The sequence below is a fragment of the Bradyrhizobium ottawaense genome (assembly GCF_900099825.1).
Lineage (GTDB): Bacteria > Pseudomonadota > Alphaproteobacteria > Rhizobiales > Xanthobacteraceae > Bradyrhizobium > Bradyrhizobium ottawaense_A.
Window position 1 is genome coordinate 5,158,890 of the sequence record NZ_LT629693.1, and the last position, 24,389, is coordinate 5,183,278.

Genomic DNA, 24,389 nt, shown 5'->3' on the forward strand with positions numbered 1-24,389 from the left:
TGAATAGCCCTGCGGGTTGGTTTCTCCGCCTGATATCATGGTTCGGCCGGCATCGCGGTTTTCGGGACGGTGGCCGTAGTCTCCCGCGACAGCGACCAGCCCTTCACCAGGCCGAACACCGCCGGGATCACGATCAGCGTCAGCAGTGTCGAGGACACCATGCCGCCGATCATCGGCACCGCGATGCGCTGCATGATTTCGGAGCCGGTACCGCTGCTCCACATGATCGGCAACAGGCCGGCCATGATCGCGACCACCGTCATCATCTTCGGGCGCACGCGCTCGACTGCGCCTTCCATGATGGCGTCGTAGAGATCGCCGCGCGTTACGGCGCGGCCCTCCATGGCGCGTTGCGCCGCGATGCGGGCCAGCGCCTGGTTCAGGTACATCAGCATGACGACGCCGGTTTCCGCGGCGACGCCGGCAAGCGCAATGAATCCGACGGCCACCGCCATCGACAGGTTGAAGCCGAGCCACCACATCAGCCAGAGGCCCCCGACCAGCGCAAACGGCAGCGACAGCATCACGATCATGGTCTCGACGATCGAGCGGAAGTTCAGATACAGCAGCAGGAAGATGATCAGCAGCGTCACCGGAATGACGATTTGGAGCCGCGCGGTGGCGCGTTCCAGATATTCGTACTGGCCGCTCCACATCACGTAATAGCCCGGCGGAAACTGGATGCCGGCCTGCACCGCCTGCCGCGCTTCGGCGACGTAGCCGCCGAGATCGCGGTCGCGAATGTCGACGTAGATGTAGGTCGCGAGCTGGCCGTTCTCGGTCCGGATCGTGGTCGGCCCGCGCGCCGGCGTCACCGTGGCGACCTCGCCGAGCGGCACCGCGCCGCCCGCCGGCATCGGCACCAGCACCTCGCTGGCGATAGCTTCCGGATTGTCGCGGAGGTCGCGGGGATAGCGCATGTTGACGGTGAAGCGCTGGCGGCCTTCCACCGTCGTGGTCACGGTCTGGCCGCCGAGCGCGGTCGCCACCGTGTCCTGCACATCCTGGACCGCAATGCCGTAGCGCGCCAGCGCCGTGCGGTCCGGCGTCACGTCGAGATAGTAGCCGCCGATGCCGCGCTCGGCATAGGCCGACGAGGTGCCGGGCACGGCCTTGATGATCTGCTCGATCTGTTTGGCGAGCCGGTCGATCTCGACCAGATCGGTGCCGATCACCTTGACGCCAATGGGCGTCCGGATGCCGGTCGACAGCATGTCGATGCGGGCCTTGATCGGCATGGTCCAGGCGTTCGACACGCCGGGAAACTGCAGCGCCTTGTCCATCTCGGCGATCAGGCCATCGACCGAAAGGCCGGCGCGCCACTGCTCCTTCGGCTTGAGATTGACCACGGTCTCGAACATTTCGGAGGGCGCCGGGTCGGTCGCGGTGGCGGCGCGTCCGGCCTTGCCATAGACGGAAGCGACTTCCGGAAACGAACGGATGATGCGGTCCTGCATCTGCAGCAACTCGCCGGCCTTGGTGACGGAAATTCCCGGCAGCGTCGTCGGCATGTAGAGCAGGGTGCCTTCGTTCAGGTTCGGCATGAATTCGGTGCCGAGCTGCCGCGCCGGCCAGACGCTGACCGCGAGGGTAGCCAGCGCGAGCACAATGACGAGAGTCTTGGCGCGCATCACACCCTTGATCACGGGCCGGTAGACCCAGATCAGGAAGCGGTTGATCGGATTCTTGTGCTCCGGAACGATCTTTCCGCGCACGAAGATCACCATCAGCGCCGGGACCAGCGTCACCGACAACAGCGCCGCCGCCGCCATCGAGAAGGTCTTTGTGAAAGCCAGCGGACTGAACAGCCGCCCCTCCTGCGACTCCAGCGTGAAGATCGGCATGAAGGAGACGGTGATAATGAGCAGGCTGAAGAACAGCGCCGGCCCGACCTCGGAAGCGGCCTCGATCAGGACCTCGATACGCGACTTGCCGGGCTTCGCCCGCTCCAGGTGCTTGTGGGCGTTCTCGATCATCACGATCGCGGCGTCGACCATGGCGCCGATCGCAATCGCGATGCCGCCGAGGCTCATGATGTTGGAGCCGAGGCCCAGCAGCTTCATGGCGCCGAACGCCATCAGCACGCCGACCGGCAGCATCAGGATCGCCACCAAAGCGCTGCGGACATGGAGCAGGAACACGATGCAGACCAGCGCGACCACGACGCTTTCCTCGAACAGCGTGTGCTTGAGGGTTTCGATCGCCGCCTTGATCAGGTTCGAGCGGTCATAGACCGGCACGATCTCGACCGATTTCGGCAGGCTGGAGGCGATTTCCGCAAACCGCTTCTTGACGTTGTCGATGACGTCGAGGGCGTTGACGCCGAAGCGCTGCAGCACGATGCCGCTCGCTACCTCGCCTTCACCGTTGAGTTCGGTGATGCCGCGCCGCTCGTCGGGACCGAGTTCGACGCGGGCGACGTCGCGCAACAGCACCGGCGTGCCGCCGCTCGACTTGAGCACGATGTTGCCGAGATCGTTGATGCCTTTCAGATAGCCCTTGCCGCGGATCACATATTCGAATTCGGAGAGTTCGATGGTGCGGCCGCCGACGTCGGAATTGCTGGCGCGGATCGCCTCGCGCATTTTTGCCATGGTGACGCCGCGGTCGCGCATGCGCTGCGGGTCGAGGACGACGTTGTATTGCCGGACGAAGCCGCCGACGCTGGCCACTTCGGCGACGCCTTCGGCCTTTGCCAGCGCGAATTTCAGATTCCAGTCCTGGATGGTGCGGGTATCGGCGAGGTTCAATTCCTTTGACATCACCGCATACTGGTACACCCAGCCGACCCCGGTCGCGTCGGGCCCCATCGTCGGCGTCACGCCCGACGGCAGGCGCGACGCCGCGCCGTTGAGGAATTCGAGCACGCGCGACCGCGCCCAGTAGATGTCGGTGCCGTCCTCGAAGATGACGTAGACGAAAGAGACTCCGAAGAACGAGAAGCCGCGGACGACTTTGGATCGGGGCACCGTCAGCATCGCTGTTGTCAGTGGGTAGGTGACCTGGTCCTCGATCACCTGCGGCGCCTGGCCGGGATATTCGGTGTAGACGATCACTTGCGTGTCGGAGAGGTCCGGAATGGCATCGAGCGGCAGGTGGACGAGGGCGTAGATGCCGGCCGCGGCCGCAAAGCCGGTGCCGAACAAGACCAGCAGCAGGTTACGCGCCGACCAGGCGATCAGACGCGCGATCATGGCTTTGACCCTTCCGAAAAGCCCTTCAGTGCGGCCTTCAGGTTGCTTTCGGCATCGACCAGGAAATTGGCCGAGACCACCACGGGCTCGCCTTCGGCAACGCCCTCTCGTATCTCGACATAGCCGTCGCCGCGCTGACCGAGTTTGACGTCGCGCGGCTCCAGCCGGCCCTGCCCCTTGTCGACGAACACGGCCTGCCGGCTGCCGGTGTCCATGACGGCGCTCTCGGGAACGGTGAGCACCGCAGCACTGCTGCCGATCGTGATCTCGGCGTCGACATACATGTCGTGCAGCAGCAACTCTTCGGGATTGGGCAGCACGACGCGGAGCCGTGCGGTTCGCGTCTCCTTGTTGATCTCGGGATAGACGACCTCGATCCGGCCTGTGAATTCGCGGCCGGGAAAACTGCGGGCCCTGACGGTGGCCGATTGGCCGAGGCGGATGGCGCCGAGATCGCGCTCGGCGATGTCGATCAATGCCCAGACCACCGTGTGATCGGCGATCCGGAACAGCACGCCGCCCGGCTGCACCCGCATCCCTTCGATGGCGCCGCGCTCCAGCACGATGCCGTCGCGCGGGGAGTCCCATTCGACCGAGGTCGGAACGTTGCGGGTTTTCTCGATCGCGGCAATCGCGGCGTCGGGCATATCGAGGTTGATCAACCGCTGCCGCGAACCGCGGCCGTACAGGCCGTCGCCTGCGGTGGTCTTCGAACTGATGGTGGCGATGTATTCGGCGGCGGCGGACGAAATCGCCGGGCTGTAGATTTCCATCAGGCGCTGGCCCTTGGCGACGTGCGATCCCGTCGTGACATTGGCGACATTGAGCACAAAACTTTCCGACCGCATCGCGATCACGGAAACCCGCCGTTCGTCGAGCTGGATGGTGCCGGGGGCGCGGATCACGCTGCGGATCGCGCGCCGCACGGCGGGTTCGGATTTGACGCCGGTGCGCTGGATCTTGCCGGGCGACAGTTTGACGGTATCGTCGTCGGGTTCGTCTCCGTCGAACACCGCGATGTAGTCCATTCCCATCGAGTCCTTCTTCGGCACCGGCGAGGTGTCGGGAAGGCCCATCGGGTTGCGGTAGTATTTGATCTTGCGGTTGCCGCCGTTGCCGCCGCCCGCGACCGAGGCCGCGGGGGTCTTGTCGACGCGAACGTCGTCATCCGCCGAAACCGGGCGGTAGTCGCGTCCGTCCGGGGTCTTCTTCGGGACCGGCGAGTAGTCGGGCTTGCCGTCGGGATCCTGGTAATAGATCGGCGGTTGGTTTGCTTCGGCCGCCGCGGAAGTGACGTCGGCGCGCGCCGGCGACCGGCCGGCGCCGGTCGCGACGAGCCCCGCACCGGCCGCCGCGATCAACGCGACGCCGGCGCATGCGAGAACGGCGCGGTTCATGGCTGCGCCGTGATGACGAGCTTGTTTTCGAGCGTGCCGGTCTCGCCCTGGATCTTGGCGCCAACGGAAAGTTGCCAGCGGCCGGCCATGCCGAACGTCGCGCGGAACTTGTAGGTGCCGGGCTCGCCGTCCGGGACCGGCGTGACCTTGGTGACCATTTCCTGCATCGCATCCGGCGCCATGTCGAGCCGGGTCGCGAAGATCACGGCGCCGGGCACCGGCTTGCCGGTCTTGTGGTTCATCAGCCGGATCGCGATGATCTTGTCGGGGCCGGCCTTGACGGCCTGGTCGACGAGCTCGAACCGGTAATCGCTGATATCGGCAAGGGCTTGCGTGCTCGCGCAGCCGATGGCCGCAACGATCAGCGCCGCTTGCGCGGTGCGCGTGGTGTTCAACGTCTTCATATGTTCTGTCCTCGAATGTCCTGGGCTGCCGCAAGGCGGCATGCGTCATCCGCGCGCCGGAGCGGCGGCGGCTAAACGTGCGTCAGGCCAGGTTTCGAGGTGGTTGGTCGGGAGGGGGGCGGTTGAGCCCGTCGGCGAAAACGTCGTCACGCAGCGCATGCGTGGTGTGGATCGCATGGCGTACCGGCAAGGCCGAGGTCGCCGGCGGAGCCGCCTGGGCCGCCGTCAACACGCACATCGCGATCAGCGGACAATCCGTGCACGTCTTGCTCTTCTGTTCGTCGGGACAGCACGTCATATCGGCCGCCATCGACGACATGTCGGCAATTGACGACATGTCGGTCATTCCGGCGTCCATGTTGGAGGCCTGCATGGCGGCCGGCGCCGCGACGGGCGCAACGGCCAGTCCGACGACGATGGCGATCGCCAGCAACCGGGTTATGAACAGACGGAAAACCATGCCGTATTCTGGCACGGCGACCGGGGCGTGTGGAAGGGGCACCGCTTCACATCCGCGGCAGACGCCACGCTGATTAACCGTACCGAAGGCGGTTCATTGCACCGATCAGCCGATGATTGCTCCGACAGGAAAGGACAATCGGGGTCGCAGGGCGACGCGTGGCGCCAGATCTATTCCATCCAGATCTGCATGCCCAATATCGCGGCAACGTGGCTTGACCCGGAGGCATTCACCTACGATGTTGCGCCGCCGTGGAAATTCCTTCTCACCTCACCCGAGATTCCGACATGTTCGTTCCCGATTCGCGCCGGGCATGGACCCGGCTTGCCGTTGCCGTCCTGATCGGCTCGCTCGGCAGCGTCGGCATGTGGTCCGTCGTGGTCGCGCTCCCGGCGGTGCAGACGGAATTCGGCGCGAGCCGGGGCACCGCGTCGCTGGCCTTTACGTTGGTGATGCTCGGATTCGGATCCGGCGGGGTGCTGACCGGCAAGATCACCGACCGCTATGGTATCGTCACGGCGATCGGGCTCGGTATCGGCATTCTCGGCCTCGGCTATATCGGCGCCGGGCTTTCAACTTCAATATGGCAATTCATCCTGGTGCATTTTGCGATCGGGCTGTCGTCGTCGGCGACGTTCGGTCCGCTGATGGCGGAGGCCTCGCACTGGTTCAGCCGCTACCGCGGGCTTGCGGTCGCCATCGCAGCCTCCGGCAACTACATCGGCGGCACGATCTGGCCGCCGCTGGTGAACTGGGGCATGCAGACCTACGGCTGGCGTCACACCCATATCGCGGTCGGCATCTTCACCGCGGTGGCGATGACGCTGGCGCTGATCGGCCTGCGCATGCTGATGGGTGCCGGGACACAGCGCGACCATGTCAACGCGCCGCCGCCGCGCGTCAATCTGCGGCTCTCCACCAATACGCTGACGGCGATCCTGGCGCTCGCCAGCATCGCCTGCTGCGTGGCGATGTCGATGCCGCAGGTTCATATCGTCGCCTATTGCGGCGATCTCGGCTACGGCGTGGCGCGCGGCGCCGAGATGCTGTCGCTGATGCTGGGCTTCGGCATCATCAGCCGGATCGGCTCGGGATTCCTCGCCGACCGGATCGGCGGCATCCCCACGCTGCTGATCGGCTCGGTCGCACAGGGCTCGGCGCTGTTGTTCTATCTGTTCTTCGACAGCCTGACCTCGCTCTACATCATCTCCGCGATGTTCGGGCTCTTCCAGGGCGGCATCGTGCCGAGCTATGCGATCATCGTGCGCGAGGCGATGCCGGCCTCGGAAGCCGCCACGCGCGTCGGCATCGTGATCTTTGCCTCGGTGTTCGGCATGTCGTTCGGCGGCTGGATCTCCGGCGTGATCTTCGACGCCACCGGCTCCTACGGCGCGGCGTTCATCAACGGCGTCGCCTGGAATCTGCTCAACGTCACCATCATGGTCTCACTGCTGATCCGGGCACGCGGCTATTCGGCCAAAGCGGTCGCGGCTCAGACCGCCTGACCGGCCTTCAACAGCGAACAGCCGGTGATCTTCAGGCTGCCGTCCGGCTGCGCCTCCAGCGTATAGAGCGCTTCCCAGGCCTCGCCATTCGCGTCGACGATGTGAACGCGCTGCGCGATCTGGCCATTGGCGGCGCGCGCCTCGCCGAACTCAAGACTCTTGTGGCGGTAGATCGGCGCGTAGCTGTTCTGGACCATGAACATGAAGATGTCGGCCTGCGGAAACAACTGCCGGATCGCCGGCGCCGCATAGGAATAGGCCGCCGCGGCATCGTCACGGCCGAACGCCTGCTCCTGCGAACGAATGACGCTTTGGGCGGTGGCGACATCGTCGGCGGCGAAGGCCGTAGAACCGAGGCCGATCAGGATTGTGGCCAAAAGCACCAGCATGCGCATGAAACCTGCCTCATGGTTGACCATTTTGCCGGCATGTCCATGACAGATCCGATGACGGGTCGTCGCAGCGTGCTTGACCCTCGATCAAGGGCTCATCATAATTGTGACGCCTGAATACTATCGAAAAGATTGCTTTTCGAAAGGACAAGTTATGAAGGCAACCGCACGAATTTTCGGCGCGGCTATTTCATTGTCGCTTATTTCGGTTTTTGCTGCGTCGATTGTTACCGCCTCGATTGCTCCCGCGGACGCACTTGAACTCAACCAGGCGATCGAGAATTGTCGCAACAGCGTAGGCAGGCCGATCGTCATGGGTTGCATGCGCGCCGGCGGTGGCAGCCTGGAGGCTTGCCGCGAGAAGGCCCACCCCAAAGTCAAAGCTTGCGTGCAAAGTGCGATGGCGGCGTCACGGCCGAAGGCCGACTTGTTCGATCCAGCCAAGGTCTCCAAGGCCAAGCCTGAAGAAGCGGCGGCGGATGCCGCTGTTGTCGCCAACATGGCGCCGGTCGGTCTGGTTGCGCCACCGCGCACGATTTCCGATATCACCGCCATTCTCGACCAGCAGAAGCCCGATGCCGGAAGGGTCGCGGAACTCACTGCGACGGCCGATGCGCAGGTCCCTAACGGACTGAAAGGGGCTCAGCTGGCCGATTTCCACTACAAGCGCGCTCAGGCGCGCGTGCTGCTCGGCCGATCCGAGGACTCCCTTGCCGACGCGGAAGTGGCGGTCGCCAACATGCAGGGCACCGACTACGTGAATGTCGGGAGCCGATACGAACAGGTGCTTATTCTACGGCTGCGTGATGCGGGTCAGCACAAGCGCGCCAACGCGCTGATCACCAAGCAGATGACGGCTTTCGCCAATCAGTCGAAGGGACGTCTGTTCGGGCTGAACTACATCCTCGCGCTCGGTCAGATCAGAAATGGCGATATCAACGCGGCGGAGAGCTACGCGGGCCGGAATCGGACGCTGCTCGCTGAGGCCAGGCGGTGGCCCAATTTTCCGATCTATGGCGCGAACTGGCAGGCGACGGTCGAGGATTGCAACGCACGCGTTGCTGAATCCCGGGGCCGCTATGCCGACGCCGAAAGCGGTTACCGCAATGCGGCGCTTCTCTACACGGCCTCGGTGAAGACGCTTCCGCAGTGGCAAAGCAAACCGCCGGAGGGCCTGATCGAGCGCCAGGCGGATTGGGCTTTGGCGCTGGAGGGGCGCGTCAAGGTCAAGCAAGGCCGCGTCGGCGAAGGCGAGGCCGACGTACGGCGGGCGCTGCTGAGCCGCCTCAGCAAGTCCGGAAAATTCCACGCCGACACCGCAGGCGTTCTCGGCGTGCTGGTCTATGTGATCCAGGAGCAGGGCCGCTACCAGGAGGCAGAACAGCTGCAACGACGGGTGATCGATATCTACCAGGGGCTTGGTTACGGCGTGGACTCCGGTCAGATGGTCGGTGCGCAGGTGTTCCTGGCCCAAATCCTCAACCTGGAACGGCGCTACGAGGAGGCCGGCAAGCTATACGACCAGGTCGATGTGTGGACGGCGAAGTGGGAGCCGTCGCGTCGCGAAGCGATCAGCGGCGGACTGGCGCGCGTTTCCGTCATGATGGTTCAGGGCAGCAACGACAACGCGCTCGAGATTGCCCAACGAACCTTTGAGCGCGAACGTGCCAGATCGGGCGACAAGAGTTTCAATACGGCCGTAGCGCGCGGCTTTTACGCCATTGCTCTCGCGCGCAAAACGAAGCCGTCGGAGGCCTTGCAGGCGTTCAGGGAATCCCTGCAAGTGCTGCTGACGGCCTCCGGCGGCACCGACGACGACAGCGGCTCGACTGCGGCGGCGCGCGAAGGGCGCGTTCGATTCGTCATCGAAGGCTATCTGCGCTTCCTTGCCCTCAACCCCACACTGTTCCCCGGCAATATTGCCGATGAAACCTTTGGTTATGCCGATGTATTGCGCGGGCAATCGGTTCAGCGCGCGTTGCAGGCCTCGTCCGCCCGGTCGGCGGCCAACAATCCCGAGTTGGCCAAGCTGGTGCGCGCGTCGCAGGACAGCGAGAAGCAGATCGGCGCGGCCGTCGCCACCTTGAACAACCTGCTGACGCTGGCGCCGTCCGAGCGCGACGAAAAGATTCTTCGGGCAACGCAAGCCGAAATCGACGCCCTTCAAGCCACGCGGGTGCAAACCCTCAAGGAGATCGCCAGGAAATTTCCCGACTACGGCGATTTGATCAACCCGCCACCGCCGAACGCGGCCGCCCTGCAGAAGTACCTTGCCGATGACGAGGCGCTGCTCTCGTTCTACTTCGGGCGCTTCGACAGTTTTGTGTGGGTGGTACGCAAGGACAATCCGGTGCAGTTCGCGCGGATCAAGATGTCCATTGGGGATCTGAACGACAAGGTTACCAAGCTGCGGGAGGCGCTTGAACCGAACGCGGCGATGATTTCGGATATTCCGCCTTTCGACCTCAAGCTCGCCTCCGAACTCTATGATAAGATACTGAAACCGATCGAGGGCGGCTGGAAGCCGGCAAAAAGCCTGATCGTGGTCACCAATGGCGGGTTGGGGCTTCTGCCGCTGTCGCTTCTGCCGACGGCGCCGGCGGAAATCGTGACGGACGATGATCCGTTGTTCTCGAGCTACAGAAAGGTACCCTGGCTGGCGCGGACTCATGCCGTGACCATGGTGCCGTCGGCATCCGCGCTGGAAACCCTGCGCAAGCTGCCGCCCGGAAAGGCTGCCCGCGACGACCTGATTGGCTTCGGCGATCCCTATTTCAGCAAGGAACAGGCCGACGAGGCGGCAGCCGAGAATGACAAGACGGTTCAACTGGCCAGTGCGCCCGCCGCCACGCGGGGCATGCCGCTCAAGCGTCGCAACAGCCCGAAGCTCGAAGGCGCCGACAACGCCGAACTGTCGATGTTGCCGCGCCTGCCGGATACGGCCGACGAACTGAAGTCGATCGCGCTGGCGCTGCAGGCGGATCCCTCGAAGGTGCTCAACCTTGGCAAGGACGCCAACGAGAATGCGGTCAAGACCATGGACCTTTCCGGGTTCAAGATCGTCGCTTTCGCCACCCACGGACTGGTGCCTGGTGAGCTTGACGGATTGACACAGCCGGCCCTTGCATTGTCGGCGCCGTCCTTGTCTGGTTCCGAAGGCGATGGCTTGCTGACGATGGAAGAGATCCTTTCGCTCAAGCTCGACGCCGACTGGGTGGTGTTGTCGGCGTGCAATACCGGTGCCGGCGCCGGCGCGGGAGCCGAAGCTGCGTCGGGTCTTGGCCGGGCGTTCTTCTATGCCGGTACGCGCGCACTACTGGTCACCAACTGGTCCGTGCATTCGCAGTCAGCAAAGGATCTCGTGACCGATCTGTTCAAGCGACAGGCGGATGATCCGAAGCTGACGCGCGGTGAAGCGCTGCGGCAGGCGATGATGGCGTTGATGGACGGCAAGGGATTTACCGACGCTTCGGGCAATACCGAGTTCGCCTATGCCCACCCGCTGTTCTGGGCGCCCTATACCATTATCGGCGATGGCGGCCGGCGTTGACCGACATCGGCGATATTCGTAGCGTTGGCCGCAGGTTGTGCTGTGGATCGGAATGAGCGGAGAGCAGGATGCCCCGACTTCGTGTTGTGTTGACCGGTGCGGCAATTCTCGCTGCCCTGCTGACGGCGATGCCGTTCCGCGCGTTCGCAGGGCAACTGATTACGGAGGATGAAGCCAAGCTGCCGGCGCAAAAAGGGGCGGTTCCCAATTCGGGGCGCGGCATCACGCGGGGGCCGAAGATTCTGGTCCCGGACGGGGAGGCCGCCGTGCAGGCGTCGCCGATCCGATTGCAGCTCAAGTTCCAGACGTTCGGCGGGTCCAGCGTCGATCTCGATGCGCTGAAGGTGACGTATCTGAAATCGCCGGTGGTCGACCTCACGTCGCGCGTCAAGCCATTTGCGCAACCGACGGGCATTGATATGCCGGATGCGCAATTTCCGCCCGGAGAGCACCTGCTGCGGATCGATATCAAGGACTCCGACGGCCGCCCGGCCAGCATCAGTTTCCTGCTCAAGATAGCGCCTAAAGTGCCTTGATGCCGTGTCCGTTCTGCGCTGATGAAAAAGACGAACTGGCTCCGGTTTGCGCGAGCTGCGGTCGCGATACAGCGATCCCGAAGGCCTTGATCGCGGAGCGGATCGAACTGCTGCAGAAGCGCGATGCCCTGCGGGCGGAGCTTGCCGAGGCCAATGCCCGGCTCGCGGCCCGTCGCAGGCGCAAACCTCCCGCCAAACCGGCTTGATGTCCGATGGAATGTCCCTTTTGCGCTGAAACCATCAAGGATGAGGCGATCGTCTGCAAGCATTGCAACCGCGATCTTCGCATCGTGCTGCCTGTCATCAAGGAGATCCACGAGACGGTGCTCGAGCTCGACCGGCTGCAGCGTCACCTCGACCGGGTGAATACGTCGCTGGCACTGCTCGATCGCCCTGGGCGCTTCCTGTTCCTCAACGGCGGCATCTATGTCTTGCTGCCTTCGCTGCTGCTGCTTGCGGCGCACGTTCTCGTCACCGTAACGCTGAACGTGTCGCCGCTCTATTTGAGGATCGCTTCCGTCATTATTCCGCTGCCGTTTGGAATGGCGGCTTTTGCGTTGAGCAAGATTGGTTATCGTGGCGCGTTCGGTTTGGGGATCTTGACCGCGATCGTCAGCGTGACCGCGATGTTCGGCGTCGTTGCCTATGTCGACGGCGCATCGATGGTACCCGACTCCGCGCGCGAATGGCGCGAGACAGTCGAGTATGGCCTGAGCATTGCGCTGGCCTTCTTGACCGGAAATATCCTGGCGATATTGATCTTGGTGGTGCTGCCCTCGACGATCGCCTCAGGGGGCAAACCGAATGCCGCCGCCTATCGAATAGCCCGGATGCTCGGCCAGCATGTCGGGCAGGAAACGATGCGGCGGCGTGCGCGCCGGATCCAGGATTTGATTCGGACGATGGGACCGCTGGCCGGTGTGCTGGTGACCGCCGCAGGCTCCGTCTATACCGGACTCAAGGGCGTGTTCGGTCATTGAAGCGGACGGTTATTCGCTCAATTGTCCTACGCCGCATCGATTCCCGGAAGCGACCGCGAAGCGGCTATTCGCCCAGCGCCAGACGGCGCAGGCCGGCCGCGGTCAAGCCGAGTTCGCCGAGCCGTCTCACCGCGTAGCCGAGGCCGACCAGACGCTCCCAGTGCAACTGGGGAATCTCCTGCTGCGCTTCGCCCTTGCCGACCTCGATCAGGGAGGCGAACTCCTCGGCGCTCAAGGCGGGGTTAGCGTCCGTCATCGTCGGTCCATACCTTGCTTCTAAGCGCTTGAAGTGGCTACGAAGCGGGCGAGTACAAGGCTGAGGCTGCCTTGTTCGGTCAAATGCGCGCATTCTGGCTCCTGAGGAGCACCGACTTCCGCTGATTGCGCAAATATAAGCCCGCCTCTTGTGGAACTCAGCAGCTTCGGCTTTGTTGCCTACTGATCCCCAAACGCAGCGGGATTGGCGACCCGCCACAGTCAGCAGCCCCACATGGTCAAATCTCTTGCGGCCCTCGCGATGTCTGCGTTTCTGGGAGTGTCGGTTCGCGAGGCTCGCCTTGTGACCGCGCATCGCGAGCCATGATGCCGCTGGATCACATGCTTTTGCCACCCGTCATCCTCGTCGTCGAAGACGAGATGCTGCTGCGCATGCGCGCGGTCGATATGGTCGAGGACGCCGGCTATGCCCCGGTCGAGGCCGTGGATGCGGACGAAGCGCTCGCCATCCTCCAGTCCAGGTCCGATATCGTCCTGTTGTTCACCGATATTCAGATGCCGGGCAGCATGACCGGCTTGCAGCTCGCGCTCGCCGTCCATGAGCGCTGGCCACGGATCAAGATCATCCTGGCGTCCGGGCAACTGAAGTTGTCACAGAGCGAGATACCGGAAAACAGCCGTTTCTTCGGAAAACCGCTGGATTCCGGCGATATGGTCGCGGAAATCCGGGAGATGCTCGGTCATGTCTGACCTCAGTGGACCCAAAATCGCTATCCCGGCACGGTCTCCATGCAGCCTGCCCAAATCGTTACCGGAAAGAAATGACCGGAACCGGACAGATGGTGGTATCCATTGTCGATGTTGAAAAGCAGCCATGATCTGGTCGGCGGCAGTCTGGCGTCCGATCCGGCGTCTCCGGAGGAGTTGCTGACGGCAGAAAACGTCAGCCTGCGGCTGTTGCTGACGCAGGCCAAGCTCAGCGCCGAGACGTTGCTGGCGCAAGCCGGTATCGACGCCAAGGAGCGTGAGGCGGCCGACAAGCTTCAGAAACTCATCCTGGAAGAGCTTCATCATCGCATCAAGAACACGCTCGCAACGGTCGGCGCTATTGCTTCGCAAAGCCTGCGCAATGCGCCGAACATGCGGGATGCGCAGCACGCGATCGAAGGGCGATTGCTGGCGCTCGGCCGCGCCCACGACCTGCTGTTGCAGGTGCGCTGGACCGGCGCGGATCTGCGAAAAATCGTCAGCGGCGCGACCGAGCCTTTTGACAACGCGGATAAGCCAAGATTTTCGATCGACGGCCCTGACGTCGAAATGGCGTCGGGCGCGGTCATCGCGATCGCGATGACCCTCAACGAGCTCTGCACCAACACCACGAAATTCGGTGCGTTATCGGTGCCCGATGGTCATGTCGACGTCAGTTGGGTCGTGGATGCGGCGCGATTGCGCTTCACCTGGAAAGAACAGGGCGGACCGGCGGTCGCGGCGCCGACCAGGCAGAGTTTTGGCACGCGCCTGATCGAGACGCTCGGCAGGCAACTGAAAGGCGACGTCAAACTCACCTATGCGCCTGATGGCTTTGTCTACGTGCTCGACGTTCCCCTGGCTTCTCTCGAATCCTGAGCGGCTCTCACCGCCGCATTTCGCCGGGATTTTGCCGGCGCTTCCCGCGTCATAACTCGGCGGCCTTGCGGTCGCGGTTCAAAACGTCGGCGGCGTGCAGGCGCTGATGACTTCGCAGGGTTTGGCGCCGACGCAGCGAAACCGGTGCGGGCGGCGGCTTTCGAAATAATAGGCGTCGCCGGGATCGAGGATGCGGCGCTCGTCGTCGACGGTGACCTCGAGCCGACCGGAGACCACGATGCCGCCTTCCTCGCCCTCGTGGGTCAGCGGCACCCGGCCGGTGTCGCTGCCCGGCTCGTAGCGTTCCTTCAGAATCTGCAACGTACGCCCGAACAGGTTGTCGCCGACCTGGCGGTACGAGATCGGCTTCTTGCCGATTTCGGTCAGTTCGTCGGAGCGGTAGAACGCCTTGCGCGGGCGCTCCGGTTCGATGGCGAAGAATTCCGCCAGCCCCATCGGAATGCCGTCGAGGATGCGTTTGAGCGCGCCGACCGAGGGGTTCATCTGGTTGGATTCGATCAGCGAGATCGTCGAATTGGTCACGCCCGAGCGCTTCGCCAGTTCGCGTTGCGACAGCTTGTGACGGCTCCGGACGAACCGCAGTTGCCCACCGATATCGACGCTCATCGCAAATCCCTGTTGCAGGTGTTTCGGATCGAACAAATATGACCTCATGGGATCAACAAAATCAATTGGTTGCAGGAGCGCAGAAAAGGACTTGTTGCGGCTTCCCAACCGTGGTCCGGCTAGCATCTGCAAGCTGCCAGCACAGGAGCTAAGCCGTGACCCTTCATCAGATTCCGAACACCCTGCAAACCGACGCGTTCTGGATGCCGTTCACGGCCAACCGGCAGTTCAAGGCCGCTCCCCGCATGTTCGCCTCCGCCGAGGGCATGCACTACACCACCGTCGACGGCCGCAAGGTGATCGACGGCTCGGCCGGGCTGTGGTGCGTCAACGCCGGCCACGGCCGTCGCCAGATCGCCGCCGCCGTCGAAAAGCAGTTGATGAACCTCGACTTCGCGCCGTCGTTCAATATGGGCCATCCGATCGCGTTCGACTTCGCCGAACGGCTCGCGGCGATCGCGCCAAAAGGTCTCGACCGCATCTTCTTCACCAATTCGGGTTCGGAATCGGTCGACACCGCGCTGAAGATCGCGCTGGCTTATCAGCGCGCCGCCGGTCAGGCGACCCGCACGCGCCTGCTCGGCCGCGAGCGCGGCTATCACGGCGTCGGCTTCGGCGGCATGTCGGTCGGCGGCATGGTGAACAACCGTCGTGCCTTCGCGACGCATCTGCCCGGCGTCGATCACATCGGCCACACCTACGACCTCGCCCGCAACGCCTTCTCGAAGGATCTGCCGGCCCATGGCGCCGAACTCGCCGACGATCTCGAACGGCTGGTGAATCTCCATGGCGCGGAAACCATCGCTGCCGTCATCGTCGAACCGGTGCCGGGCTCGACCGGCGTGCTGCCGCCGCCGCAGGGCTATCTGCAGCGCCTGCGCCAGTTGTGCGACAAGCACGGCATTCTGCTGATCTTCGACGAGGTCATCACCGGCTTCGGCCGGCTCGGCACGCCGTTCGCCGCCGATTATTTCGGCGTGACGCCCGACCTGATGACGACCGCCAAGGGCATCACCAACGGCACCGTGCCGATGGGCGCGGTGTTCTGCAGCCGAAAGGTCCACGACGGGCTGATGGTCGGCCCGGAAAACGCGATGGAGCTGTTCCACGGCTACACGTACTCCGCGCATCCGGTGGCGTGCGCCGCGGGCCTCGCGACGCTCGACATCTACAAGGACGAGGGGTTGCTGACGCGCGGCGCCTCGATGGCCGAATACTGGCGCGACGCGCTGCATCAGCTCAAGGGCCTGCCGAACGTGATCGACATCCGCAACGTCGGCCTGATGGGCGCGGTCGAACTCGCGCCGCGCAAGGATGCGCCCGGCGCGCGCGGCTATGAACTGATGGTCGATTGCTTCAATCGCGGTCTTTACTTCCGCCAGAGCGGCGATGCCGTCGCGGTGTCGCCGCCCTTGATCGTCGAGCGCAGCCATATCGACGAAATGGTCTCGATCCTCGGCGACGCCATCAAGCGCGTGGCCTGATCCTTGCTCGAAAGGAACCGCCGGGATCCCGGTTCTGATTGAATCAGAACCGGGCTCTGCTCTTTTTGTTTTGACGCGTTTTCTACCGCAGATAAGTCTACGCAATCTGCGTAAACTTGATTGCTTTGCGAACCGGCGTCCACTTCGCTCGAAAACGCTATTGTGCCGGCGGTGCTGCAGCGGGAGCCAGGATTATCGTGAAGGTCATTGTTCTCGGCAGCGGCGTCATCGGCGTCACCACGGCCTATTATCTGGCGCGCTCCGGCCATGAGGTTACGGTCGTCGACCGTCAGCCGAAGCCCGCGCTGGAAACCAGTTTCGCCAATGCCGGCGAAGTCTCGCCCGGCTATTCCTCGCCCTGGGCCGGCCCCGGCGTGCCGGTCAAGGCCATCAAATGGCTGTTGATGCGGCACGGCCCGCTGGTGATCTGGCCGAAGCTCGATCCGGTGATGTGGATCTGGATGCTGAAGATGCTGCGCAACTGCACCTCGGCGCGGTACGCCGTCAACAAGAGCCGGATGATCCCGATCGCCGAATACAGCCGCGATTGCCTGCGCGCGCTGCGTAGCGAGATCGGCATTCACTACGACGAACGCAGCCGCGGCACGCTGCAGCTGTTCCGCAAGCAGGCGCAGCTCGACCATACCGGCGGCGACATCGCCGTGCTCAAGCAGTATGGCGTGCCGTACGAGGTGCTCGACCGCGACGGCTGCATTGCCGCCGAGCCCGCGCTCGCCGGCGTCCGGGAAAAATTCGTCGGCGGCATGCGCCTGCCGCAGGACGAGACCGGCGACTGCCACATGTTCACCGACGCGCTCGCCGCCGAGGCGGCGAAGCTCGGCGTGCAGTTCAAATTCAATACCGCCATCGAGCGGCTGGAGACGGACGGCGCTGACATAACCGGCGTCGTCACCGGCGCCGGCACGTTGCAGGCGGACGCCTATGTCGCCGCGCTCGGCAGCTGGTCACCGCGATTGCTCAAGCCGATCGGCGTGTACGTGCCGGTTTATCCGGTGAAGGGCTACTCGATCACGGTGCCGGTCATCGACGAAGACGGTGCGCCGGTCTCGACCGTGATGGACGAGAGCTACAAGGTCGCGATCACCCGGCTCGGGGATCGTATCCGCGTCGGCGGCACCGCGGAAATCTCCGGCTATTCGAAGAGTCTTGATCTGGCGCGGCGGGCGACACTCGATCATTCCCTGACCGACATGTTTCCGCGCGGCGGCGATCTTTCCAAAGCGACGTTTTGGTGTGGCCTGCGGCCGATGACACCGGACGGCCCGCCGGTCATCGGCGCGACGCGCTATGCCAACCTGCATCTCAACACCGGACACGGCACGCTGGGCTGGACCATGGCCTGCGGCTCGGCCCGCGTGCTGGCGGATCAGCTGTCCGGCCGCAAGCCCGACATCGACGCGAGCGAACTCACGCTGACCCGCTACGATCATCGGTTCGGGTAAAGCGATCTTACGCTTGCGCCACCGCTTCGCTCCAGGGCTGGAACGGCTCGGTGGCGCCGCTGTTGGTTAAGCCGTCGCGCAGCACCACGCTGGGGCAGGCGAACTTCATCGGCAGCGTCTGGATGCGCGCTTCCTCGTAGTCGAACCGCGCGCCAAGCTCCTTGCGGACCGGCGCCGGCAGGCGGACATCGCCGATCACGACCGCGCCCTCGCTGGCGTCGATGCGCGGCGCATGGATCGCGGCATCGAGATCCATGCCGTAATCCATCACGAACGACAGCAACTGCGCCACCGCCGGCAGAATGCGACGGCCGCCGGAGGCGCCGATCGCCACGCGCCTGCCGTCGGCGGCCTGCGCCAGCACCGGCGTGTAGTTGGTGAGACAGCGCTTGTTGGGTGCGAGCGAGTTCGGCGTGCCCGGCGTCGGGTCGAACCACATGATGCCGTTGTTCATGGTGACGCCGGTCTGCGGCGAGACGAATTTCGAGCCGAACGTCGAAAGCAAAGTCTGCGTCACCGCCGCCATGTTGCCGTCGCGGTCGACGGCCGAGAAATGCGTGGTACAGGCCGGCGCCAGCGCCTCGGCGCCGAGCGCACGGCGGCCGTCGGCGTCGCCCATGTCCTTCAGGCGTTCGCGATAGGCCGCTTGGAGCGCCGACGCATAGGCGACATAGGCCGCCGCATCCGGCTCGCCGCGCGCGGGCTTCAGGCTCTCTTGCAGCAGACCCAGCGTACGCGACAGCGTCGGTCCGGCGGTAAGTTCGGGCGTCGCGAACACCTTGCCGCCGCGATAGGGGATCGCCAGTGGCTCGCGCAAATGCGCGCGGAACGGCGCGAGGTCTTCGACCGATAATGCACCGCCGGCGCTCTGGATATCGGCGGCGAGGCTCTTCGCCAGATCCCCCTCGTAGAAATCGCGCGGGCCGGCGGCGGCCAGTTGCGCCATCGTGGCCTTGAGCCGGTCCTGCGGTAGGCGGACCTGGGACTTGATGCCCCATGGCGCGTTCGGCGGCAGGCCGTCGACGAGATAGGCGGCAGCACTTGCGGGATAGCGCCGCAAATCCGCAGCCGAGCTTGCGATCGTCAGCGTGGTCCACCAATCGACGCCAAGGCCTTCGCTCGCGAGTGCGATGCTCGGCGCTAGTAACTCCTTCCACGGCAGTTTGGCGTGGCGGCGATGCGCTTCCTCCATGCCGGCGACGACACCGGGCACCGCGATCGAACCGGGGCCGTGCAGGTTGCGGTCGTCTTTGATCCGCGCCCACGGGAACAGGTCGGAGGCGGCGCCGTCGCCGGTCAGCGGATAATCCTCGACGCGCAGGCTGCGCGGCGCGCGCATGCCGTAATCGATCACTTCATGGCGGTCCTCGTTCGCGCGGTAGAGCACCATGGCGCCGCCGCCGCCGAGCCCGCTCATCCACGGCTCCAGCACGCCGAGCGCAAACGTGGTCGCGATCACGGCATCAACGCAGTCGCCGCCGGCGGCCAGCACCTCGGCGCCGACCTGCGCCGCCTTGCCCGATTGCGCGGCGACGATACCGCCCTTGGAAGTCACCGCGGGTTTGCGGATTTCTTGCATGTTGGAGAACTGGTCGCGCATGGGTTCGCTTTCGATATCATTGACGGTGGCGTTGGCCGGCGATTCCGGCAGTTATTCCTTGGGTCTATTCTAGCCTTTTGAGGGAGCCGGCCACCACGGATACTGGCTCGGCATGTCCTGCGACACTTTCCCCGGAAATGACGGCGGGCGCTTTTCGAGAAAAGCCGCAACACCCTCGCGCACGTCGGCGTGGCCGCCGCGCTCGATCGACATCGGCTTGTCGATATCAAGCAGTTCGAACGGCGCGGGCGCGCCGGCGAAGCGCCACAGCATCTGCCGCGTCAGTGCAATCGCGACCGCGGAAGTCGCGTCCGTCATCTCGCGCGCGATTTCCTTGGCGCGGTTGAGCAGTTCCGCGGGCTCGACGACTTCGCTGACCAGGCCACCTTGCCTGGCTTCATCGGCGTCGAACGTTCGCCCCGACAGGCACCAGCGCAGCGACTGCGACAGGCCCACGAGTTTCGGCAGGAACCAGGCGCTGCCGGCTTCCGGGACCAGGCCGCGGCGGGCAAAGATGAAGCCGATCTTGGCGCCCTTGGCTGCGATCCGCACGTCCATCGGTAAGGTCATGGTGATGCCGACGCCGACCGCCGGTCCATTGATCGCCGCGATCGAGGGTTTTCGGCAGTTGAAGATCGCCTCGACAAAGCGGCCGCCGCCAGGCTTCGGAGCGGCAAAGACACCGGCGCCGTGTTGGCCTGAGGTGTCGAAGCTCGCCGCGCCTCCCGATACATCGGCGCCGGCGCAAAAGGCGCGGCCCGAGCCGGTGACGATGACGGCGCGGACGTCGTCGTCGGCATCGGCGCGTTGAAAGGCGTCGGTGATCTCGGCGCCCATCTGGCCGGTATAGGCGTTGAGCTTTTCGGGGCGGTTGAGGGTGACGACCATGAGCGAGCCGTCGAGATCGCACATGATGTGTTCGTAGTTCACGACAGCGCCTCCCATGTCAGTTTTTTGCTCTTTTTTGCAGCCTGCTGATCGATAGCGCCGTCAGGTGCCGGGAACAATGGGGTTGGATGATTTAAAGTCTGGCCTGCCGTGAGTTAAAGTCATGCCGGGGTGGCCATGGTTTGAATTGGCGTGAGGTGCCAACAATGGCACATTACGAACGTCGGAAGCATCTTGCAAAGGAGCTGGCTTGACCGCGGACGCCTTCGTTCACCTGCCTGATTTGCGCGACCGCGTGACGCAGCCGGCGCAATCGCTGCTGCGGCTGACCCCGGAGATGCTTGCGATGTGGGAGAGCCGCGCCCGCGCCGTTGGCTTGCCGGCAAGCTGGCGGCTGCCGGATGAAGCGATCGAGGCGTCCCGGCTGGCGCTGCTCGGCGATCACCGAAGCGGCGACGATCTCTGGATCTACTCCTATGGATCGCTGATGTGGGACCCCAGTTTTCACTTCGCTGAAGTCCGGCTCGCCGATGTCGAAGGCTATCAGCGCCGCTTCACGCTCAGGATCGATCTCGGCCGCGGGTCGCGCGACTACCCGGCGCTGATGCTGTCGTTGGAGAAGCAGCGAGGCTGCTGCCGCGGCCTGGCGTTCCGTATCGCCGCCGACGCCGTGCATGCGGAATCGGCGATCCTGTGGCGCCGCGAGATGCTGCGCGGCGGCTATGCGCCGGCGATGGTGCCGATGACGACGCCGCAGGGGCCGATCACCGCGCTCGCCTTTGTCTCCAACACCGCGCATCCGGGCTATGTCGGCGAACTGCCGTTCGCGGAGACCGCGGCCATAATTGCGCGCGGCAAGGGCGTGCTCGGCACCAACCGCGAATATCTGGTGCAACTGGCGACACAACTGGAAGCGCTCGACATCCATGACCCGTATGTCGCGCAACTGCACGCGAGCATCAGTGCCGGTGTCGGCGCCTGAAGCGGCGGATCCTCTTCCGAGCACCTCATCCCACGAATCCAGCATCGGCGCCCGGGCGCGGACCCGCCTCGAACAGGTGGATCTGCAGCGTTTCGTTTCAAACAATGTTTTACGGCGGATTTCCCAGGCGCCGATCCCGACATCCTGACGCAAGTGCAAGCGGCGGATTCTTGCTATAACGAGGTACAAAAGCATCCGAAAAGAACAGGGACCGGTAACATGACCGAGGAAACCAAGTCGCACCACGAAGTCATCGTGATCGGCGCGGGCGTGGCGGGCATCTACCAGATCAAGCGTTTGGCCGACCTCGGGGTCGACGCGCTGGTGCTGGATGCCGCCCCCGATCTCGGCGGCACCTGGTACTGGAACCGCTATCCCGGTGCGCGTTTCGATTCCGAAAGCTACACCTACGGCTATTCCTTCTCGAAGGAATTGCTCGAGGAGTGGCACTGGAAGGAACGCTTCTCGGCGCAGCCGGAAAATCTGCGCTACCTCAATTACGTCACCGACAAATTCGATCTGCGCAAATACATGCGGTTCAACTGCAGGGTCGAGAAGGCGCGGTTCGACGAGGCGGAAAATATTTGGCACCTCGCGCTCGCCGACGGCAGCGAACTGACCTGCCGGTTCGTCGTTCTGGCTGTTGGACTGCTGTCGGTGCCGACGCCGCCGCGGCTGGAAGGGATGGATGCCTTCAAGGGGCGTTCATTCCATACCTTCTACTGGCCGCACGAACCGGTGGATCTCACCGGCAAGAGGGTCGCTGTTATCGGCACCGGCGCCACGGCGATCCAGATCATCGGCGAGATCGCCGACAAGGTCGGCGAATTGACCGTGTTCCAGCGCCGGCCGAACTGGAGCGCGCCGCTCAACAACAGTCCGATCTCGAACAAGGAGATGGCCGATATCCGCGCGCGCTATGACGAGATCTTTGCGGCCTGTGCCCGCACGCCGGGCGGATTTGAGCATGAGCCCGACCGGCGTGGCTTCCATGAAGTCACCCGTGAGGAGCGATTGGCGCTCTGGGACAAGCTCTATGACGAGCCCGGCTTCGGCATCTGGCTGAGCAACTTCCGCGAGATATTCACCGACGAGGCCGCCAACGCCGAGTTCTCGGCCTACATCGCCGATCGCATCCGCCGCCGCGTCAAGGATCCCGTGACCGCGGAGAAATTGATCCCGAAAGACCACGGTTTCGGCGTGCAGCGGGTGCCGCTGGAGACACGCTATTTCGAGGCCTATAACCGCGACAATGTGCATCTCGTCGACATCAGCGAGACGCCGATCGAGCGGGTCACCGAAAAGGGCCTGCGCACTAGCGCGCGCGACTACGAATTCGATATCATCGTCTATTCCACCGGCTTCGACGCCATCACGGGCGCATTCGACCAGATCGACATCAGCGGCATCGGCGGCGAGAAACTGTTCGACAAATGGCGCGACGGTCCGTCGACCTTCCTCGGCATGCTGGTCCACGGTTTTCCGAACCTGCTGATGCCGACGGGACCGCAGAGCGGTTCGGCGTCGACGAACTTTCCACGCGGCATCGAGAACGGCGTCAACTGGTGCATGGATCTGCTCCAGCACATGTGGGACCGCGGCCATGTCAGCGCCGAGCCAACGCTTGCGGCGCAGGAACGCTGGACCGCCCACGTCACCAAGATGTATGCGATCATGCTGATGCGAAAAGCCAAGTCGTGGTTCACCGGCTACAATTCCAACGTCCCCGGCCATGAGCACGGCAAGGTTCGCTACTTCGTCTACAATGGCGGCACCCCGAAATACGTCGCCGCCATCAATGATGTCATGGCGAAGGGATATGAGGGAATCGTGTTCGGCGGAGAGGCGGACAGGCCCGCGGTCAGGTCGAGCGCCGCAGAATAGCATGTAGCAACCATTAAAGCTAAGCGGCATTTTCAGTCCACGGGGTGCCGCGCTGGACGACGGTATTTGCGTAGATGAGGAGCTTTCGCGCGCAGGCGATTAGCGCTGCGTTGTGGGCCTTGCCCTTTGCAGTGAGGCGGGCATAGAGGGCGACCAGAGCCTTGTTCCATCGGAAGGCCGCCGGGAGGGCTGCGGCAAACAGTGAGCGCCGCAGCCGGCTGCGGCCTCCAGCGATTTTGCGCTGACCTCTGTGCTGTCCGCTATCGGCGGCGAACGGAGCCAGCCCGGCCAGGGCTGCGGCTTCTTCACGGCTGACGCAACCGAGCTCGGGCATGCGGATGACGATCGCCAGCGCTGTGCGTTCGCCGATACCTGGAATGCTCAGCACCAGCTTTAGCCGCTTGGCCAGATCGCCGTGGCCGCGAAGACGCTTGGCAATGTCGCGTATCTGCGCCGCCTTGCGTGCTTTCAGCCGGGCTATATCGCTGTTGACGATGCGCCGCAGCGCAGGCTCGTCAATGTGCTCGAGCCGGTTCTTGAACCGCTTGATGTCTTCCTCGATCTGCTCGAGGAAGGTCAGATAATCGGCCAATTCCGTCAACCGCGGATCCGGTGCGATCTCCGGTGGATCAACCGCTGCAGCGCAGGCTGCGATCAATATCGCGTCGAGTGCATCATTCTTGGCACGGCGCAAATGTACCCGGCCGAAGGCTTTGACCTGTAGCGGCTGCAGCAACAGCACGATAAAGCCTGCCGCCCGCAGATGCTCTACCACGCCGCGTTCATAGCCGCCCGTCGCTTCGATGCCGACACGCGTCACGCCGGACTTGGCGAGGCTAGCCACAAGGGACCGCCAGCCAGCTAAATCGTTGGTGACCTGCCAACGTTCGGCCCGGTCGTGAACCGCGATATCGAGTTTAGCTTTGGACGTATCGATTCCAGCCGTCGTTATGTTAGACTTTGTCATCTTCCTCGACCCTGCCTTGTGAAGCGAACCAAGTTGTTCCGGCAACCATCCGGGTCCGATGAAGGTGCTGACGCGATCAAGCTACGGGGCAGCCACAAACTGCTCTGGGTGGGTTCGATCCGATCGCCAGCGGCCTGCCGCGGGGTGCAAACCGCGGCAGGCCATTCCTCACGGAACAAGCCGACGATAACTGATTGCGCTATTACAAGGGTGGGTTAGCATAGCGTAACCCAC

Annotated in this window: 22 protein-coding genes; 11 read left to right on the top strand and 11 right to left on the bottom strand. The window is 63.9% G+C overall.

Annotated elements, in window-relative coordinates:
- Positions 1-35 precede the first annotated feature (35 nt).
- The 4 genes from BLR13_RS24105 to BLR13_RS24120 form a co-directional block, all read right to left on the bottom strand.
- A complete protein-coding gene (locus BLR13_RS24105; RefSeq protein ID WP_074818812.1) occupies positions 36-3,194 on the bottom strand; it encodes an efflux RND transporter permease subunit in 3,159 nt (1,052 codons plus the stop codon).
- Positions 3,191-4,591 (bottom strand): efflux RND transporter periplasmic adaptor subunit, encoded by a 1,401-nt coding sequence (locus BLR13_RS24110; RefSeq protein WP_074818807.1) that lies wholly within the window; start codon positions 4,589-4,591, stop codon positions 3,191-3,193. Before BLR13_RS24110 ends, BLR13_RS24105 begins: the two co-directional genes overlap by 4 nt.
- A complete protein-coding gene (locus BLR13_RS24115; RefSeq protein ID WP_074818806.1) occupies positions 4,588-4,995 on the bottom strand; it encodes a FixH family protein in 408 nt (135 codons plus the stop codon). Before BLR13_RS24115 ends, BLR13_RS24110 begins: the two co-directional genes overlap by 4 nt.
- Before the next feature lie 82 nt (positions 4,996-5,077).
- Positions 5,078-5,455: a hypothetical protein gene (locus tag BLR13_RS24120; RefSeq protein WP_074818804.1), complete on the bottom strand. Its 378-nt coding sequence runs from the start codon at positions 5,453-5,455 to the stop codon at positions 5,078-5,080.
- Positions 5,456-5,742: 287 nt separating this feature from the next.
- Here BLR13_RS24120 and BLR13_RS24125 point away from each other — a divergent pair, with 287 nt between their 5' ends.
- Positions 5,743-6,960 (top strand): MFS transporter, encoded by a 1,218-nt coding sequence (locus BLR13_RS24125; protein WP_074818801.1) that lies wholly within the window; start codon positions 5,743-5,745, stop codon positions 6,958-6,960.
- On the opposite strand, the gene BLR13_RS24130 is transcribed toward BLR13_RS24125, so the two are convergent.
- Complete coding sequence (locus tag BLR13_RS24130) at positions 6,948-7,355, bottom strand: DUF4864 domain-containing protein (protein WP_074831169.1); 408 nt, start codon at positions 7,353-7,355, stop codon at positions 6,948-6,950. The genes BLR13_RS24125 and BLR13_RS24130 overlap by 13 nt on opposite strands.
- A gap of 117 nt (positions 7,356-7,472) precedes the next feature.
- The gene (locus BLR13_RS41825; protein WP_244524926.1) at positions 7,473-7,796 is read right to left on the bottom strand and encodes a hypothetical protein; all 324 of its coding nucleotides are present in this window, start codon (positions 7,794-7,796) and stop codon (positions 7,473-7,475) included.
- Here BLR13_RS41825 and BLR13_RS24135 point away from each other — a divergent pair.
- The 4 genes from BLR13_RS24135 (at position 7,753) to BLR13_RS24150 (ending at position 12,418) form a co-directional block, all read left to right on the top strand.
- Positions 7,753-10,902: a CHAT domain-containing protein gene (locus tag BLR13_RS24135; RefSeq protein WP_433994229.1), complete on the top strand. Its 3,150-nt coding sequence runs from the start codon at positions 7,753-7,755 to the stop codon at positions 10,900-10,902. The genes BLR13_RS41825 and BLR13_RS24135 overlap by 44 nt on opposite strands.
- Before the next feature lie 86 nt (positions 10,903-10,988).
- The gene (locus tag BLR13_RS24140; protein ID WP_244524928.1) at positions 10,989-11,438 is read left to right on the top strand and encodes a hypothetical protein; all 450 of its coding nucleotides are present in this window, start codon (positions 10,989-10,991) and stop codon (positions 11,436-11,438) included.
- Positions 11,438-11,644, top strand: coding sequence for a hypothetical protein (locus BLR13_RS24145; RefSeq protein WP_074818790.1), 207 nt, complete (start codon positions 11,438-11,440; stop codon positions 11,642-11,644). Before BLR13_RS24140 ends, BLR13_RS24145 begins: the two co-directional genes overlap by 1 nt.
- 6 nt (positions 11,645-11,650) lie before the next feature.
- Positions 11,651-12,418 (top strand): hypothetical protein, encoded by a 768-nt coding sequence (locus tag BLR13_RS24150; protein WP_074818787.1) that lies wholly within the window; start codon positions 11,651-11,653, stop codon positions 12,416-12,418.
- A gap of 64 nt (positions 12,419-12,482) precedes the next feature.
- On the opposite strand, the gene BLR13_RS24155 is transcribed toward BLR13_RS24150, so the two are convergent.
- Entirely contained in the window at positions 12,483-12,674 is a 192-nt protein-coding gene (locus BLR13_RS24155) for a hypothetical protein (protein ID WP_074818785.1), read from the bottom strand.
- A 341-nt stretch (positions 12,675-13,015) separates the two neighbouring features.
- On the opposite strand from BLR13_RS24155, the gene BLR13_RS24160 reads away from it, so the two are divergent.
- Together BLR13_RS24160 and BLR13_RS24165 are read left to right on the top strand one after the other, a co-directional pair.
- Entirely contained in the window at positions 13,016-13,384 is a 369-nt protein-coding gene (locus tag BLR13_RS24160) for a response regulator (protein WP_244524929.1), read from the top strand.
- A gap of 108 nt (positions 13,385-13,492) precedes the next feature.
- Positions 13,493-14,260 carry a sensor histidine kinase gene (locus tag BLR13_RS24165; protein WP_091977587.1) on the top strand — a complete coding sequence of 256 codons (768 nt, stop codon included), beginning with the start codon at positions 13,493-13,495 and terminating at the stop codon, positions 14,258-14,260.
- A 78-nt stretch (positions 14,261-14,338) separates the two neighbouring features.
- Here the strand turns inward: BLR13_RS24165 and BLR13_RS24170 are convergent, their stop codons facing one another.
- A complete protein-coding gene (locus BLR13_RS24170; protein ID WP_074831166.1) occupies positions 14,339-14,887 on the bottom strand; it encodes a cupin domain-containing protein in 549 nt (182 codons plus the stop codon).
- 203 nt (positions 14,888-15,090) lie between these two features.
- Between BLR13_RS24170 and BLR13_RS24175 the strand changes: the two genes are divergently transcribed.
- Together BLR13_RS24175 and BLR13_RS24180 are read left to right on the top strand one after the other, a co-directional pair.
- On the top strand, positions 15,091-16,371 hold the full coding sequence (locus BLR13_RS24175; protein ID WP_091977591.1) for an aspartate aminotransferase family protein: 1,281 nt from the start codon (positions 15,091-15,093) through the stop codon (positions 16,369-16,371).
- Positions 16,372-16,568: 197 nt separating this feature from the next.
- Positions 16,569-17,834 carry a D-amino acid dehydrogenase gene (locus BLR13_RS24180; RefSeq protein ID WP_074818775.1) on the top strand — a complete coding sequence of 422 codons (1,266 nt, stop codon included), beginning with the start codon at positions 16,569-16,571 and terminating at the stop codon, positions 17,832-17,834.
- A 7-nt stretch (positions 17,835-17,841) separates the two neighbouring features.
- Here the strand turns inward: BLR13_RS24180 and BLR13_RS24185 are convergent, their stop codons facing one another.
- Together BLR13_RS24185 and BLR13_RS24190 are read right to left on the bottom strand one after the other, a co-directional pair.
- On the bottom strand, positions 17,842-19,434 hold the full coding sequence (locus BLR13_RS24185) for a gamma-glutamyltransferase family protein (protein WP_074818772.1): 1,593 nt from the start codon (positions 19,432-19,434) through the stop codon (positions 17,842-17,844).
- A 69-nt stretch (positions 19,435-19,503) separates the two neighbouring features.
- Positions 19,504-20,364 carry an enoyl-CoA hydratase-related protein gene (locus tag BLR13_RS24190; RefSeq protein WP_074831164.1) on the bottom strand — a complete coding sequence of 287 codons (861 nt, stop codon included), beginning with the start codon at positions 20,362-20,364 and terminating at the stop codon, positions 19,504-19,506.
- 208 nt (positions 20,365-20,572) lie between these two features.
- Between BLR13_RS24190 and BLR13_RS24195 the strand changes: the two genes are divergently transcribed.
- Together BLR13_RS24195 and BLR13_RS24200 are read left to right on the top strand one after the other, a co-directional pair.
- Complete coding sequence (locus tag BLR13_RS24195) at positions 20,573-21,304, top strand: gamma-glutamylcyclotransferase (protein WP_074818769.1); 732 nt, start codon at positions 20,573-20,575, stop codon at positions 21,302-21,304.
- A gap of 219 nt (positions 21,305-21,523) precedes the next feature.
- On the top strand, positions 21,524-23,188 hold the full coding sequence (locus BLR13_RS24200; protein ID WP_074818766.1) for a flavin-containing monooxygenase: 1,665 nt from the start codon (positions 21,524-21,526) through the stop codon (positions 23,186-23,188).
- A 19-nt stretch (positions 23,189-23,207) separates the two neighbouring features.
- On the opposite strand, the gene BLR13_RS24205 is transcribed toward BLR13_RS24200, so the two are convergent.
- Entirely contained in the window at positions 23,208-24,155 is a 948-nt protein-coding gene (locus tag BLR13_RS24205; protein ID WP_074818763.1) for an IS110 family transposase, read from the bottom strand.
- Positions 24,156-24,389: the final 234 nt, after the last annotated feature.

What these genes read in the sequence shown, in the direction of transcription:
- BLR13_RS24105 (WP_074818812.1), bottom strand. Translation starts at nt 3,194, where the DNA reads ATGATCGCGCGTCTGATCGCCTGGTCGGCGCGTAACCTGCTGCTGGTC.
- BLR13_RS24110 (WP_074818807.1), bottom strand. Translation starts at nt 4,591, where the DNA reads ATGAACCGCGCCGTTCTCGCATGCGCCGGCGTCGCGTTGATCGCGGCG.
- BLR13_RS24115 (WP_074818806.1), bottom strand. Translation starts at nt 4,995, where the DNA reads ATGAAGACGTTGAACACCACGCGCACCGCGCAAGCGGCGCTGATCGTT.
- BLR13_RS24120 (WP_074818804.1), bottom strand. Translation starts at nt 5,455, where the DNA reads ATGGTTTTCCGTCTGTTCATAACCCGGTTGCTGGCGATCGCCATCGTC.
- BLR13_RS24125 (WP_074818801.1), top strand. Translation starts at nt 5,743, where the DNA reads ATGTTCGTTCCCGATTCGCGCCGGGCATGGACCCGGCTTGCCGTTGCC.
- BLR13_RS24130 (WP_074831169.1), bottom strand. Translation starts at nt 7,355, where the DNA reads ATGCGCATGCTGGTGCTTTTGGCCACAATCCTGATCGGCCTCGGTTCT.
- BLR13_RS24135 (WP_433994229.1), top strand. Translation starts at nt 7,753, where the DNA reads ATGGCGGCGTCACGGCCGAAGGCCGACTTGTTCGATCCAGCCAAGGTC.
- BLR13_RS24145 (WP_074818790.1), top strand. Translation starts at nt 11,438, where the DNA reads ATGCCGTGTCCGTTCTGCGCTGATGAAAAAGACGAACTGGCTCCGGTT.
- BLR13_RS24150 (WP_074818787.1), top strand. Translation starts at nt 11,651, where the DNA reads ATGGAATGTCCCTTTTGCGCTGAAACCATCAAGGATGAGGCGATCGTC.
- BLR13_RS24155 (WP_074818785.1), bottom strand. Translation starts at nt 12,674, where the DNA reads ATGACGGACGCTAACCCCGCCTTGAGCGCCGAGGAGTTCGCCTCCCTG.
- BLR13_RS24160 (WP_244524929.1), top strand. Translation starts at nt 13,016, where the DNA reads ATGCTTTTGCCACCCGTCATCCTCGTCGTCGAAGACGAGATGCTGCTG.
- BLR13_RS24165 (WP_091977587.1), top strand. Translation starts at nt 13,493, where the DNA reads ATGTTGAAAAGCAGCCATGATCTGGTCGGCGGCAGTCTGGCGTCCGAT.
- BLR13_RS24170 (WP_074831166.1), bottom strand. Translation starts at nt 14,887, where the DNA reads ATGAGCGTCGATATCGGTGGGCAACTGCGGTTCGTCCGGAGCCGTCAC.
- BLR13_RS24175 (WP_091977591.1), top strand. Translation starts at nt 15,091, where the DNA reads ATGCCGTTCACGGCCAACCGGCAGTTCAAGGCCGCTCCCCGCATGTTC.
- BLR13_RS24185 (WP_074818772.1), bottom strand. Translation starts at nt 19,434, where the DNA reads ATGCGCGACCAGTTCTCCAACATGCAAGAAATCCGCAAACCCGCGGTG.
- BLR13_RS24200 (WP_074818766.1), top strand. Translation starts at nt 21,524, where the DNA reads ATGACCGAGGAAACCAAGTCGCACCACGAAGTCATCGTGATCGGCGCG.
- BLR13_RS24205 (WP_074818763.1), bottom strand. Translation starts at nt 24,155, where the DNA reads ATGACAAAGTCTAACATAACGACGGCTGGAATCGATACGTCCAAAGCT.